This window comes from Pseudomonas phytophila (assembly GCF_025643095.1).
Taxonomy (GTDB): domain Bacteria; phylum Pseudomonadota; class Gammaproteobacteria; order Pseudomonadales; family Pseudomonadaceae; genus Aquipseudomonas; species Aquipseudomonas quasicaspiana.
Genome location: NZ_CP081201.1, coordinates 6389194 through 6403513, shown reverse-complemented (window position 1 = coordinate 6403513; position 14320 = coordinate 6389194). Strand labels below are relative to the sequence as shown.

The window sequence follows — 14320 nt, the reverse complement described above, 5'->3', positions numbered from 1 at the left end:
CGTTTTGCAGGTAAAAAAAAGGGTCCGGAGAGAATGATCTCTGGACCCCCAAAAGGGGTGAGGAGTGTCTAGGTCCTCAACACCTGGTGAGCGTGTAGCTGTCGAGCATTTGCATCAGGCCTTCAATGGGACCAGACGCGGGGCAATCATGTTTTCCGGTCGCAGGATGTCGTCCAGCATGGCGTCGTCCAGCAAGCCTTCTTCGCGAACCAGTTCCAGTACGCCGCGCCCGGTTTCCAGCGCGATACGGGCGATACGGGTGGCGTTTTCATAACCGATGTAAGGGTTCAGTGCGGTGACCAGGCCAATGGAGTGCTCGACCAGTTCGCGGCAGCGGGCTTCGTTGGCGGTGATGCCGACGATGCAGTGCTCGCGCAGCATGTCCATGGCGCGTTGCAGCAGGCGAATCGAATCGAAAATCTTGTAGGCGATCAGCGGCTCCATCACGTTGAGCTGCAATTGACCGCCTTCGGCTGCCATGGTCAGTGCCAGGTCGTTGCCGATGATTTCGAAGGCAACCATGTTGACCGCTTCCGGGATGACCGGGTTGACCTTGCCGGGCATGATCGAGCTGCCTGGCTGACGCGCTGGCAGGTTGATTTCGTTGATGCCGGTGCGTGGGCCGCTGGACAGCAGGCGCAGGTCGTTGCAGATCTTCGACAGTTTGACGGCGGTACGCTTGAGCATGCCGGAGAACAGCACGAAGGCGCCCATGTCGGAAGTGGCTTCGATCAGGTCAGCCGCCGGAACCAGTGGTTGGCCGCTGATGATCGCCAGACGGTCAACGGCAAGCTTCTGGTAGCCCGGGTCGGCGTTGATGCCGGTACCGATGGCGGTTCCGCCCAGGTTCACCTCGGTCAGCAGTTCTGGTGCCAGGCTGCGAAGACGATTCAAGTCTTCGGTCAGTGTTGTGGCGAAGGCGCGGAATTCCTGGCCGAGAGTCATCGGCACAGCGTCCTGCAGCTGGGTACGGCCCATTTTCAGTACGTGGTTGAATTCCTGGCCCTTGGCCGCGAATGCCTGAATCAGGCTGTCGAGGCTGGCCAGCAGAGCGTCGTGACCCAGCAGCAGGCCCAGACGAATAGCGGTCGGGTAGGCGTCGTTGGTCGATTGAGCCATGTTGACATCGTTATTCGGGTGCAGCTGTTTGTAATCGCCTTTCTCGAAGCCCATGGCTTCCAGAGCAATGTTGGCGATGACTTCGTTGGCATTCATGTTGGTTGAAGTGCCAGCGCCGCCTTGAATCATGTCCACCACGAAGTGCTCGTGGAAATCGCCGCGAATCAGACGTGCACAAGCTTCGCTGATCGCTGCATGCTTGGCCGCATTGAGGTGGCCCAACTGATGGTTCGCGTCAGCGGCTGCCTGTTTGACCATCGCCAGTCCGACTACCAGCTTCGGGTAGTGCGAAAGCGGAACGCCGGAAAGGTGAAAATTGTTCACCGCTCGCAACGTTTGAATACCGTAATACGCGTCAGCAGGGACTTCGAGAACACCAAGCAGGTCTTTTTCGGTGCGCGATGATGCAGGCGAGGACATGATAGAGATAATCTCAAGAGAGGCACGGACAAGGCCGGAACGCAGCTGATACTGGTCCTCTGGCATATTTTTGACCAATGCTGTTACATACTGGGCCATGCCGAAACGGCATAATGCAGATGTGACGCGATAGGTGTTACTGGCGTGTATATACATTTCCGGCGGTTAGCGGGGTCTTTGTGGGAGCGAATTCATTCGCGAATAGATGTCCCTGACACGTCTGTTTGTCTGACACACCGGCTTTCGCGAATGAATTCGCTCCCACAGGACCCATCCCAATTCAGATGGATAGGGTGCAGGTAAGAGGACAACATGAATCTGGAAAGCAAATGGCTGGAAGACTTCAGTGCGCTGGCCTCTACGCGCAGTTTTTCCCAGGCGGCAGAGAAGCGTTTTGTGACGCAACCCGCCTTCAGCCGGCGTATTCGCAGCCTTGAAGCGGCGCTGGGGCTGACGCTGGTCAATCGTTCGCGTACGCCCATCGAGCTGACGGCGGCTGGCCAGCTGTTTCTGGTCACGGCGCGTACCGTGGTCGAGCAACTGGGTGAAGTGTTGCGTCACTTGCACCATCTGGAAGGCGGGCAGGGCGAAGTCATGCAGGTTGCTGCGGCGCACTCCCTGGCGCTGGGTTTCTTCCCGCGCTGGATCGCGCAACTGCGCAACGAAGGCCTGAACATCGCGACCCGGCTGGTCGCCACCAACGTTGGCGACGCTGTGCATGCCTTGCGTGAGGGCGGCTGTGACCTGATGCTGGCGTTCTACGATCCGGATGCCGCCCTGCAGATGGACCCGGAAATTTTCCCGTCGCTGCATCTTGCCCACACCGAAATGCTGCCGGTATGCGCCGCCGATGAAAATGGTGAGCCGCTGTTTGCTCTGGAGGACGGTGGCAGCGTGCCGCTTCTGGCTTACAGCGCCGGAGCTTTTCTTGGCCGTTCGGTGAATCTGTTACTGCGCCAGCGAAACCTGCGCTTTACCACGATCTACGAGACAGCTATGGCCGACAGTCTCAAGAGCATGGCACTGGAAGGTCTGGGCATCGCCTGGGTACCGAGGCTCAGCGTGCGTGCCGAATTGGCCCGCGGCGAACTGGTCGAGTGCGGTGGCCCGCAATGGCATATTCCACTGGAGATCCGCCTGTATCGCTGCGCCTTGGTACGCAAGGCCAACGTGCGCTTGTTATGGCGCAAGCTTGAGAGCGCCGCGACCCCTGATGGAGCTTGACCCGCAGGTCAGTAAATACGGGGTTTGCAGGTCATAAACGGCTCACAGGACAGATGGTCACGAGGGGTGCTTCAAACGCTCTTCTTTGGGGTATACTGCGCGGCCTTTGGCCGGCTCGACCGGTCATTATTCGTACAGCAAGCCACGCCGGTCCTCCCGCGTGGCTTGTTTGTTTTTTGATGCGCCTGCGGGCGCCCGATGAGAGGCACGACGATGAGCGCACTGGTTGGCGTGATCATGGGCTCCAAGTCCGATTGGTCCACCCTTAGCCACACCGCCGATATGCTGGAAAAGCTCGGCATTCCGTACGAAGTGAAAGTGGTGTCTGCGCACCGCACTCCGGACTTGCTGTTCCAGTATGCCGAACAGGCTGAAGCACGCGGTATTGAAGTGATCATCGCCGGTGCTGGTGGCGCTGCTCACTTGCCGGGCATGTGTGCGGCCAAGACCCACCTCCCGGTACTGGGCGTTCCAGTCCAGTCCTCCATGCTGTCGGGCGTCGACTCGTTGCTGTCCATCGTGCAGATGCCTGCTGGTATTCCGGTTGCGACCCTGGCCATCGGCAAGGCCGGTGCGATCAACGCAGCGCTGCTCTCTGCCAGTATCCTGGGCGCCAAGCATCCACAATTCCACGCAGTGTTGAAGAAATTCCGCACTGAGCAGACAGACAGCGTTCTGGACAATCCAGACCCGCGCGACGCCTGAGGTTTTGCAATGAAGATTGGTGTAATCGGTGGCGGCCAGTTGGGCCGCATGTTGGCCCTGGCAGGAACCCCGCTGGGGATGAACTTCGCCTTTCTGGACCCCGCGCCAGACGCGTGCGCAGCCGCATTGGGCGAACATCTGCGTGCCGATTACGGCGATCAGGATCATCTTCGTCAGTTGGCTGACGAAGTGGATCTGGTGACCTTCGAGTTCGAAAGCGTACCTGCTGAAACCGTGGCGTTCCTGTCGCAGTTCGTGCCGGTTTATCCGAGCGCCGAAGCCTTGCGCATTGCCCGTGATCGCTGGTTCGAAAAAAGCATGTTCAAGGACCTGGGCATTCCGACGCCTGAGTTCGCCGACATTCAGTCCCAGGCCGATCTGGATGCTGCTGTCGCCGCTATGGGCCTGCCTGCAGTGCTCAAGACGCGCACCCTGGGTTATGACGGCAAGGGCCAGAAAGTCCTGCGCACCGCAGCTGACGTCGAAGGTACTTTCGCGGAACTGGGCAGCGTTGCCTGTTTGCTGGAAGGTTTTGTACCGTTCACCGGTGAAGTCTCGCTGATCGCCGTGCGTGCTCGTGACGGGGAAACCCGTTTCTACCCGCTGGTGCACAACACCCACGACAACGGCATTCTGCGTATCTCCATTGCCAGCACCGATCACCCGCTGCAGGCGTTGGCTGAAGATTACGCCGGTCGTGTGCTCAAGCAGCTCGATTACGTTGGCGTGCTGGCTTTCGAGTTCTTCGAAGTCGATGGCGGCCTGAAAGCCAACGAAATCGCGCCTCGCGTGCACAACTCAGGGCACTGGACCACCGAAGGTGCCGAATGCAGCCAGTTCGAAAACCACCTGCGGGCGGTAGCGGGCTTGCCGCTGGGCTCAACGGCCAAGGTGGGGGAGAGCGCAATGCTCAACTTCATCGGTGAAGTGCCGGCTGTTGATAAAGTGACCGCTATTGATGATTGCCATCTGCATCATTACGGCAAAGCGTTCAAGGCGGGCCGTAAAGTGGGCCACGCCACCGTGCGCAGCGCTGATCGCGCAACGCTGGATCGCCAAGTGAAGCTGGTTGAGGCCCTGATCAAAAACTGATCAAGACGCCCTTGTAGGAGCTGCCGAAGGCTGCGAAAGCGGGGTGTCAGACATACCCCTTTCGCAGCCTTCGGCAGCTCCTACGGATTTTTGCCTGTCTTATGCATTGAACCATTCCAACCCCGCACCTCTCTGATAGCGTGATGCCAATGGCTGACCAAGCTTTGGCATATCACTTATTTGAGAGGGAAAACGGCATGGGTATTATCGGAACCATCTTCATCGGCTTGATCGTTGGCCTGCTGGCGCGTTTCCTCAAGCCAGGCGACGACAGCATGGGTTGGATCATGACCATTCTGTTGGGCATCGGCGGTTCGCTGGCGGCCACGTATGGCGGTCAGGCGCTGGGCATCTATCAGGCAGGCGAAGGCGCAGGCTTCCTGGGTGCATTGGTTGGCGCAATCGTACTGTTGGTGATCTTCGGCCTGATCAAAAAGAAAAGCTGATGTTCAATGGCCCTCTGCGTTCCGGCACGCAGAGGGCTAGAATGCCGGGCAGTTTTTCAACTTCCCATACTTGCCGAGCCTGTCGATGCGTCGTCTCTTAGTTATCCCTCTGCTTCTGATCTGCGGCCTGGCCCGCGCTGAAATCCCTGAAACCGACTGGCTGGACCTGATGCCCAAGTCGGATCAGAAAGCCCTCGAAGCCATGCCTGAAATTGACCACAGCTCCCCGGAAGCCCAAGGGACGTTTGACAGCAAAGGTGGTTTGAAGCAAAGCAAGGGTTTGCCTGCCGTCATGTACTCAGCCAAGACCGTACCGGCCATGAATGGTAAGGAAGTGCGTCTTGGAGGTTATCCAGTACCGCTTGAAACGGATGCCAAGGGCCACAGCACGCTGTTTTTCCTTGTTCCGTATCCTGGCGCCTGTATCCACGTGCCACCGCCACCGCCCAACCAGCTCGTGTTGGTGCGTTACCCCAAAGGCCTGAAGATCGAAGACATCTACACGCCGCTGTGGGTGGTTGGCAAACTGAAGGTTGAAAAGGTCAGCAACGATCTGGCTGATGCGGCTTATGCAATGGATGCAGAGAAAGCGCGAGTGGTGGTTGAGGCGGATTTGTAGGGCTTACGCAGGCCGGTAGGAGCGCGCTTGCCCGCGATGAGCGATGACGCGGTTTGTCAGACAGACCGAGTTATCGTTCATCGCGGGCAAGCGCGCTCCTACAGAAATCAGGCTTCCGACAAAGACTCAGCCCAGATACTCACATCCAGCACATGCATCTGCTCCGGCTCCAGCGTCACGATATCGTCCAGCACGTTGGCTGTTTCGACGCATACCATGCCCTGCCAGCCATCAGCGGCCATATCGTTGAAGGTTTTGGTTTTCTCGATCCACGGATTCCACACGATGGCTGACTTGGAGCCGTTGGTGCAGATATGGATTTTGCGCTGCCATGTCGGATCGACAATGCTCAGCATGTCCGGGGTGTTGAGGTAAATGCGGTCGGTCTCGCCTGCGAATTTCACATCGCCGGACTGCTTGCGCTCTTCCCAGTTTTCCAGAGTTTCGATGTAACGCACGCCATCGAGGCCTTTGATGCTGATTTCGCGTACATCGCTGACGGCGAAGTAGGTGTGCAGCGCTTGGCTGAAACTCACGGTTTCAGTACCGGAGTTGTAGCTCACTAGGCTGACATTCAGTGCTTCGTCCAGACGAATGCTCAGTTTCAGACCCACGTTATGCGGCCAGCCTGGCAGCTTGCCTTCCGTCTTGGGCTGGATGAAATCGACGATCAACGCGTCGTCATCTTCGGCCATCCCCATCAATTCCCAGTCAATGGCGCGTACTTCGCCATGAGCCTTGGCGGGCTCGTCGCTCACGCGCATGGCCTGAACACTTTCCGGGTTACGCTGAAGATTGCCGAACCATGGCCAGCACACAGGCATGCCGCCGCGAATCGGAGTGCCTTTTTTGAAGGCGGCTTGATCATTGGACCAGATCAGCGGCTGCTGCCCGGCCAGCTTGTAACTGACGATATGCGCACCTTGCTGGGCGACAACGAGTTCAGCTTCACCGTGGCTGATTCTCCAGCAGTTAAGCTCATCGATGGTGACGGATTCGACCTGGGGCGTTGGCATATAAAGAACTCTCAAACAAAGACTAAGACAAAATGGACCATGTCCAGGTCGATGAGTTTACCTTTCTCCAGCCAGCCTTACCTTCTTTGGAGTGTGATTCACTGAGGAGCTGCCGAACGCTGCGAATCGCGGTGTTTCAGGAATAGGCCTTTCGCAGCCTTCGGCAGCTCCTGCAATTACAAATTACACAGCCTTATCGCCGCGCTGGAACCGACCGGGTGCGCCCGCTGCCATCTATAGCCACAAACACAAACACCGCTTCGGTCACTTTGCGCCATTCGCTGGACAGCGGGTCATCGCTCCAGACTTCAACCATCATCTGGATGGAGCTGCGGCCAATTTCCAGTGCCTGGGTATAGAAGGACAGCTGCGCGCCCACTGCCACCGGAACCAGAAACGCCATGCGATCAATGGCCACTGTGGCAACCCGCCCGCCCGCGATCTTGCTGGCCATTGCGGTGCCTGCCAGATCCATCTGGGATACCAGCCAGCCGCCGAAAATATCGCCGAAGCCGTTGGTTTCGCGGGGTAGTGCGGTGATTTGCAAAGCGAGATCGCCTTGCGGGATTGGATCTTCTTGTTCGAACTCGATCATGCCTAGGGTGCCTCTGACCCATGACTCTTAGTATTGTTGCCGCGGTTGGCAGGCGCTATTCAAAACCATTTGCGTGAACATAAAGCGTTCAGCGCAGGTGGAACACCTGAAGGGGAAACTCTGCGAAAGCGGCTGAATGGCAGCTGATTTCGCACAGCACCCCCGACTGACTGAGGCTTGTGCGCTACATTCCGACACACAACCGACAGTAATCCGACGGTCTGCGAGTATATCGGGCGATGCGTCATGAAACGACCATCGAGTACTGATTTCGACGATATACGCATCAGGCTGTGTGCTTTTTGAAACAATTTGCTATCGTGCCGGACCCGACAAGGCGGCATGACTGCCTGTGTCACGCAATTTTGGTGCCTATCCGCACAGTTGCTCCGGACAATCGCAGTTGCAGGCCACCCCGCCGTAACCTGCTTTACTGTCGCTAACCCTATTCAAGAGAAGCCTCCCTAGAGAAGTATTGTTCATGTCAACTGTGCCTTCGAGTACCGCGCAGCCTTCGCGCCCGCTGACCCGCAACGACTACAAGACCTTGTCGCTGTCCGCGTTGGGCGGCGCGCTGGAGTTCTACGACTTCATCATTTTCGTGTTCTTCGCTGCTGTGGTCGGCAAACTATTTTTCCCGGCGGATATGCCGGAATGGCTACGCATGATGCAGACCTTCGGGATTTTCGCCGCAGGATATCTGGCGCGTCCTCTGGGCGGCATCATCATGGCGCACTTCGGCGACCTGCTGGGGCGCAAGAAAATGTTCACCCTGAGCATTTTCATGATGGCGGTGCCGACGCTGATCATGGGCCTGCTGCCGACATATGCCCAGATCGGCATGTGGGCGCCGATTCTGCTTCTGCTGATGCGCGTCATTCAGGGCGCAGCCATTGGCGGTGAAGTGCCGGGCGCCTGGGTGTTCGTTTCCGAGCACGTCCCTGCGCGTCATATCGGTTATGCCTGCGGCACGCTGACCTGTGGGCTGACGGCCGGCATTCTGCTGGGCTCCCTGATGGCGACCCTGATCAACAGCATCTACACCCCGATTGAAGTGTCCGACTATGCATGGCGTATCCCGTTCCTGGTAGGTGGTGTGTTCGGCCTGTTGTCGGTGTATCTGCGCCGTTGGTTGCACGAAACCCCAGTGTTCGCCGAGCTGCAGTTGCGCAAAGCGCTGGCCGAAGAAGTACCGCTCAAGTCGGTGCTGCGTGATCACCGCGGTGCAGTTGCTATCTCGATGCTGCTGACCTGGTTACTCTCGGCAGGCATCATCGTGGTCATTCTGATGACCCCGACCATCCTGCAGGGCGCGACCTTTGGCTTCCCGGCTGCTGTGGCCCTGAAGGCGAATAGCCTGGCGATCGTTTTCCTGAGTCTGGGCTGCATCGCTTCGGGCGCACTGGCCGACCGCATTGGTGCTGGCCGTGTGTTCCTGTTTGGTAGCCTGGGTCTGTTGATCTGCTCATGGACGATGTACCACACGCTGGCGGCCAATCCTGACTGGCTGTTCCCGATGTATGCAGTGACCGGCCTGTTCGTTGGTGTCATCGGTGCAGTGCCGTACGTGATGGTCAAAGCTTTCCCGGCCGTGGTGCGTTTCTCGGGGTTGTCGTTCTCGTACAACCTGGCTTACGCGATTTTTGGCGGCCTGACGCCGATGGTCGTGACGCTCATGCTCAAATCCAGCCCTATGGCACCCGCCTGGTATGTGGCGATTCTATGTGTGCTGGGCATGCTGATTGGCTGCTATCTGATCGCTAAAAAGCGCTGATCGCTCGAGCCTGAAGACTTCCGTTTCATGCCGCGTGGTACTCAAGGCCGCCATTCCTGAACAGGGTGGCGGCCTTTCATTTAATTGTCACAATTAAGTCATAGAGTCGTCACGCGTCAGGCCAATACTCGGGCCAACGGACCTGTTTCTTCACCTCGCTCGGAGCAAGGTATGACTTTTAAACGTTTGATCACCGCATTCACTTTCGTTGCCGCTGGCGTCGCTACTGCCAATGCGGTTGCTGCTGTTGATCCGGCGATCAAACCGTACGTAAAGACGTCGGGTGTTTCGGGCAACTTGTCCAGCGTAGGCTCCGATACCCTGGCCAACCTCATGACACTGTGGGCTGAGGCGTACAAGAAAGAATACCCGAGCGTGAACATTCAGATTCAGGCAGCGGGTTCCTCTACTGCGCCACCGGCACTGACCGAAGGCACCGCCAACCTCGGCCCGATGAGCCGCAAGATGAAAGACGGCGAGTTGTCGGCATTCGAGCAGAAATACGGTTACAAGCCCACTGCTATCCCGGTTGCAGTCGATGCGCTGGCAGTGTTCGTACACAAGGACAACCCGATCAAAGGGTTGACCATGGCGCAAGTGGACGCGATCTTCTCGGTCACCCGCCTGTGCGGTGCCAAGGCAGACGCCAAGACTTGGGGTGATGTGGGTATAACCGGTGATTTGGCAAACAAACCGATTCAGCTTTTTGGTCGTAATTCGGTGTCCGGCACCTATGGCTACTTCAAGGAAGAAGCGCTGTGCAAAGGCGACTTCAAGGCTAACGTAAACGAACAGCCGGGTTCGGCTTCGGTCGTCAGCTCCATCAGCAGCTCGCTCAATGGCATCGGTTACTCGGGCATTGGTTATAAAACGTCCAGCGTGCGTACCGTCCCTCTAGCCAAAAAAGAAGGTGGCGAGTTCGTTGAAGACAACGAGGCCAACGCCTTGAACGGCACTTATCCGCTGTCGCGCTTCCTGTATGTGTACGTCAACAAGGCTCCGAACAAACCGCTGGCCCCACTGGAAGCAGAGTTCATCAAGCTGGTGTTGTCGAAGCAGGGGCAGGAAGTGGTCATGAAAGACGGCTACATTCCGCTGCCGCCGAGAGTGGTAAGCAAGGCTCTGACCGATCTGGGCCTGCAGGAAGCAGCCGCAAAATAATCCGGGTTGCGGTGGGATCTGTTCTAATCAGGCCCACCGTTAACTGAACAGTTCGCTGCCATGATCCTAGGTGGCGGGCTTTTTTGCGTCACCCCGCTGTAATGTTTTTGTCATACAGGGCGACTAGGGTGTGCGCATGAATGATCTGGCCAATTCATCAATGAATCAGAATTCACCTGCCAAGCGCATTGATTTCAATACGCCTGAGCTGCAACGCAGGCGCCGCATACGCGCTTTCAAGGACCGCCTGACCCGTTGGTATGTCGCCATTGGCGGCCTCGCCGTGCTCGCGGCTATCACCTTGATCTTCTTTTACCTGGCCTATGTGGTTGCACCGTTGTTTCAGGGCGCAAGCCTGAGCAAGGAAGACGCTCTTAAGCCTGCCTGGCTGAACGACGCGGGCAAGTCGCTAATGCTGACTGTGGAAGAGCAGAACCAGGTCGGAATGCGTATTTCCGACAAGGGCGAAGCCGTGTTTTTCGGCATCGCGGACGGTGCAGAAATCAAGCGTGTCAGCCTGCCTTTGCCTGCTGGCGTGAGCGTGGCTTCGCTTGGTCAGGATCAGCCGGGTACGCCGCTAATTGCGTTGGGCTTGTCCAATGGTCAAGTCCTGGCGTTCAGGCACAGCTACCTGATCACCTACCCGAACAACCATAAAACCATCACGCCGACCATCACCTGGCCTTATGGCGAAGCACCGCTGGTGCTGGATGAAGGGGGGCAGGCGGTTGAGCATGTGAGCATCAATGCCAATGGCGAGAAGCTCCTGATCGCAGGCACCACCGGCAAGCAATTGCATGTTTTGTCGCTGGCCAAAGAAGAAAACATGATGACCGGCGAGGTCACCAGCGAGCAAAGTCGCATCGAGTTGCCGCAGATGTCCGAGGCTGTGAAAGCCATCTATATCGATCCACGTCAGCAATGGCTGTATGTGATCAACGGTCGTGCGCAGGCCGACGTGTTCAGTCTGCGTGATCGCACGCTCAACGGCCGCTACAAACTGCTTGAAGACGGCAATGCCGAGATCACGGCCAGCACCCAGCTGGTGGGCGGCATTTCGTTGATCATCGGTAACTCAAAAGGCGGCATGGCCCAGTGGTTCATGGCCCGTGACGTCGATGGCGAACAGCGCTTCATGCACATTCGCGACTTCAAGATGGGCGCGGCGCCGATTACCCAGATCACCGCTGAGCAACGGCGCAAGGGCTTTATCGCACTGGACGCTTCGGGTCAGCTCGGCGTTTTCCATAGCACTGCACACCGGACGTTGTTGGTCGAAAAAGTCGCTGACGGTTCGGGTATTTTTGCCCTGTCACCGCGTGCGGATCAGATTCTGGTAGAGCAGGGCGGTGCGTTGCGGCCGATGAGCTTGAAGAATCCGCATCCGGAAGTGTCCTGGAGCGCATTGTGGGGCAAGGTCTGGTACGAGAATTACGATGCGCCTCAATACGTCTGGCAGTCCACCGCCTCCAATAGCGATTTCGAGCCCAAGCTGAGCCTGGCACCGCTGACCTATGGCACGCTCAAGGCTGCGTTTTACGCCATGCTGCTGGCTGCGCCTCTGGCGGTTGCCGCCGCGATCTATACCGCTTACTTCATGGCTCCCGGGATGCGCCGCAAGGTCAAACCGGTAATCGAGCTGATGGAAGCCATGCCGACGGTGATCCTTGGCTTCTTCGCCGGGCTGTTTCTGGCGCCCTATCTGGAAGGTCATCTACCGGGTGTGTTCAGTCTGATGCTGCTGACGCCCATTGGCATTCTGCTCGCCGGTTTTACCTGGAGCCGTTTGCCTGACTCGATTCGCCTGCGGGTTCCCGATGGTTGGGAAAGCGCGATCCTGTTGCCCGTGGTTCTGCTGGTAGGCTGGTTTTCACTGAGCATGAGCCCGCACCTGGAGAACTGGTTCTTCGGCGGTGACATGCGCATGTGGATCTCCCACGATCTGGGCATCACCTACGACCAGCGCAACGCCTTGGTGGTCGGCATTGCCATGGGCTTCGCCGTTATTCCGAATATTTACTCGATTGCCGAGGATGCGGTGTTCAGTGTGCCTCGCGGTCTGACGCTGGGTTCGCTGGCACTCGGCGCTACGCCGTGGCAGACCCTGACCCGCGTGGTCATCCTGACCGCAAGCCCGGGGATTTTCTCGGCGCTGATGATCGGCATGGGCCGTGCGGTGGGCGAAACGATGATCGTGCTCATGGCCACCGGCAATACGCCGATCATGGACATGAACCTGTTTGAGGGGATGCGCACTCTGGCGGCCAACGTGGCTGTGGAGATGCCTGAGTCGGAAGTGGGTGGCAGTCATTATCGAGTGTTGTTCCTCGCAGCCCTGGTGCTGTTGATGTTCACCTTTGTGATGAACACCCTCGCAGAGCTGATCCGTCAGCGCCTGCGCAAGCAATACTCGTCTCTCTAAGGAAGGTAGAAGTTCGTGAAACAGAACTCCCTCAAGAGTTGGATTAAAACCGGCGCCCCTGGCGTCTGGATGAGTGCGGGCGCGGTATCCATTGCGGTCATCATGACGCTGGGCTTGTTGTCGGTGATTGCCGTGCGCGGTCTGGGGCATTTCTGGCCGGCCGATCTGATGTACGCGCAATACGATGTGCCCAATCAAGAGAAACACGTTCTGATCGGCGAAGTCGTCGAGCAAGAGCAAGTCCCTCGCGCCCGCCTCAAAGGCGCGGGTTTGCCGGTACCGGAAGATGGCCCGGAGTTCATGACCCGTGAGCTGGTCAAGGTCGGCAATCGTGACGTCAACCCCAGCGATTTCACCTGGGTCGTGGGCGAGTGGATATCCAACCAAAGCCTGCCGCCCGAGCTGATGACGATTGAACGTCGCGAATGGGGCAATTTTTACGGTTATCTGGTCAACGTCAAAGAAGGCGGCAAGGTCGTCGCTGAAGGCGAAGCGGCCTGGCCGACGCTACAAGAACGTATCAAGCGTGTCGAAGGTCTGGCTCGCGAGCTCTATCAGCTTGAAAAGAAAGACGTCGGGGCGATCAACCACGGTATCGAACGGTTGCGTCTACAGGCCCGCAAACTGGAGCTGGATGGCAAGCTTGATGCGCAGGCTCAAGCCGACATGGCCAGCGAACGTGCCGAACTGGACAGTCGCTACACCGTTATCGAAGAGCGTCTGACCTCGCTGCACGAGGCGTTTGATCGCGACAGCCTTACGGCGCGCGACGCCAACGGCAAAGAAGTCGAAATCAGCCTGGGCAAAGTCGTCCACGCTTACCAGCCCAACGGCATGGGCACGCTCACCAAAGTCGGGTTCTATTTCAAGAAGCTGTGGGAATTCCTCAGTGAAGACCCGCGGGAAGCCAACACCGAAGGCGGGATTTTCCCGGCAATTTTCGGCACGGTGATGATGACCCTGATCATGGCGGTGATCGTCACGCCATTTGGTGTACTGGCAGCGGTTTACCTGCGTGAGTACGCCAGACAAGGCCCGGTCACGCGCTTGATTCGTATCGCAGTGAACAACCTCGCGGGCGTTCCGGCTATTGTTTACGGTGTGTTCGGTTTGGGCTTCTTTGTCTATGTACTGGGCGGATCTCTGGATCAGCTGTTCTTCCCCGAAGCCTTGCCTGCTCCGACGTTTGGTACGCCTGGCCTGCTCTGGGCGTCGCTGACGCTGGCATTGCTGGCCGTGCCAGTGGTGATCGTCGCGACTGAAGAAGGTCTGGCGCGTATCCCGCGCACCATCCGCGAAGGCTCGCTGGCGTTGGGTGCGACAAAGTCTGAGACGCTGTGGAAGATTGTTCTGCCCATGGCGAGCCCGGCCATGATGACCGGCCTGATTCTGGCGGTGGCGCGTGCAGCGGGTGAGGTTGCGCCGCTGATGTTGGTGGGCGTGGTCAAACTGGCTCCGTCGCTGCCGGTGGATGGCAACTACCCTTACCTGCATCTGGATCAGAAGATCATGCACCTGGGGTTCCATATTTACGACGTGGGCTTCCAGAGCCCTAACGTCGAGGCGGCGCGACCATTGGTTTACGCCACGGCGCTGTTGCTGGTGTTAGTGATTGCCTTGCTTAACCTGTCGGCGGTGGCTATTCGTAACCACCTGCGCGAGAAATACAAAGCGCTGGACAGTTGATGGTCTGTGGCCGTGCTGTCGTGCGGCAAACCAGGAGCTGG

12 protein-coding genes are annotated in these 14320 nt (G+C 57.9%); 9 read left to right on the top strand and 3 right to left on the bottom strand.

The window, feature by feature from the left end:
- Positions 1 to 114: 114 nt before the first annotated feature.
- Positions 115 to 1539, bottom strand: a complete 1425-nt coding sequence (locus tag K3169_RS28920; RefSeq protein ID WP_027898152.1) for an aspartate ammonia-lyase — start codon at positions 1537 to 1539, stop codon at positions 115 to 117.
- Between the two features lie 312 nt (positions 1540 to 1851).
- Here K3169_RS28920 and K3169_RS28915 point away from each other — a divergent pair, with 312 nt between their 5' ends.
- From K3169_RS28915 to K3169_RS28895, 5 genes are all read left to right on the top strand, one after another.
- Positions 1852 to 2763 carry a LysR substrate-binding domain-containing protein gene (locus K3169_RS28915; protein WP_099270108.1) on the top strand — a complete coding sequence of 304 codons (912 nt, stop codon included), beginning with the start codon at positions 1852 to 1854 and terminating at the stop codon, positions 2761 to 2763.
- Between the two features lie 213 nt (positions 2764 to 2976).
- Complete coding sequence (gene purE / locus K3169_RS28910) at positions 2977 to 3468, top strand: 5-(carboxyamino)imidazole ribonucleotide mutase (RefSeq protein WP_027902272.1); 492 nt, start codon at positions 2977 to 2979, stop codon at positions 3466 to 3468.
- 9 nt (positions 3469 to 3477) lie between these two features.
- Complete coding sequence (locus K3169_RS28905; RefSeq protein ID WP_231665582.1) at positions 3478 to 4560, top strand: 5-(carboxyamino)imidazole ribonucleotide synthase; 1083 nt, start codon at positions 3478 to 3480, stop codon at positions 4558 to 4560.
- A 197-nt stretch (positions 4561 to 4757) separates the two neighbouring features.
- Positions 4758 to 5006, top strand: coding sequence for a GlsB/YeaQ/YmgE family stress response membrane protein (locus K3169_RS28900; RefSeq protein WP_027902270.1), 249 nt, complete (start codon positions 4758 to 4760; stop codon positions 5004 to 5006).
- Between the two features lie 85 nt (positions 5007 to 5091).
- Positions 5092 to 5625, top strand: coding sequence for a DUF3299 domain-containing protein (locus tag K3169_RS28895; RefSeq protein ID WP_231665583.1), 534 nt, complete (start codon positions 5092 to 5094; stop codon positions 5623 to 5625).
- 107 nt (positions 5626 to 5732) lie between these two features.
- On the opposite strand, the gene K3169_RS28890 is transcribed toward K3169_RS28895, so the two are convergent.
- On the bottom strand, positions 5733 to 6641 hold the full coding sequence (locus K3169_RS28890; RefSeq protein ID WP_027901947.1) for a D-hexose-6-phosphate mutarotase: 909 nt from the start codon (positions 6639 to 6641) through the stop codon (positions 5733 to 5735).
- 193 nt (positions 6642 to 6834) lie between these two features.
- Positions 6835 to 7236, bottom strand: a complete 402-nt coding sequence (locus K3169_RS28885) for an acyl-CoA thioesterase (RefSeq protein ID WP_027901946.1) — start codon at positions 7234 to 7236, stop codon at positions 6835 to 6837.
- Positions 7237 to 7717: 481 nt separating this feature from the next.
- On the opposite strand from K3169_RS28885, the gene K3169_RS28880 reads away from it, so the two are divergent.
- The 4 genes from K3169_RS28880 (at position 7718) to pstA (ending at position 14279) form a co-directional block, all read left to right on the top strand.
- Positions 7718 to 9010 carry an MFS transporter gene (locus tag K3169_RS28880; protein ID WP_099270104.1) on the top strand — a complete coding sequence of 431 codons (1293 nt, stop codon included), beginning with the start codon at positions 7718 to 7720 and terminating at the stop codon, positions 9008 to 9010.
- 171 nt (positions 9011 to 9181) lie between these two features.
- Entirely contained in the window at positions 9182 to 10171 is a 990-nt protein-coding gene (locus K3169_RS28875) for a phosphate ABC transporter substrate-binding protein PstS family protein (protein WP_099270103.1), read from the top strand.
- 412 nt (positions 10172 to 10583) lie between these two features.
- Entirely contained in the window at positions 10584 to 12593 is a 2010-nt protein-coding gene (locus tag K3169_RS28870) for an ABC transporter permease subunit (RefSeq protein ID WP_263272372.1), read from the top strand.
- A gap of 69 nt (positions 12594 to 12662) precedes the next feature.
- Positions 12663 to 14279 (top strand): phosphate ABC transporter permease PstA, encoded by a 1617-nt coding sequence (gene pstA, locus K3169_RS28865; RefSeq protein WP_231672802.1) that lies wholly within the window; start codon positions 12663 to 12665, stop codon positions 14277 to 14279.
- The last annotated feature ends 41 nt before the right edge of the window (positions 14280 to 14320 follow it).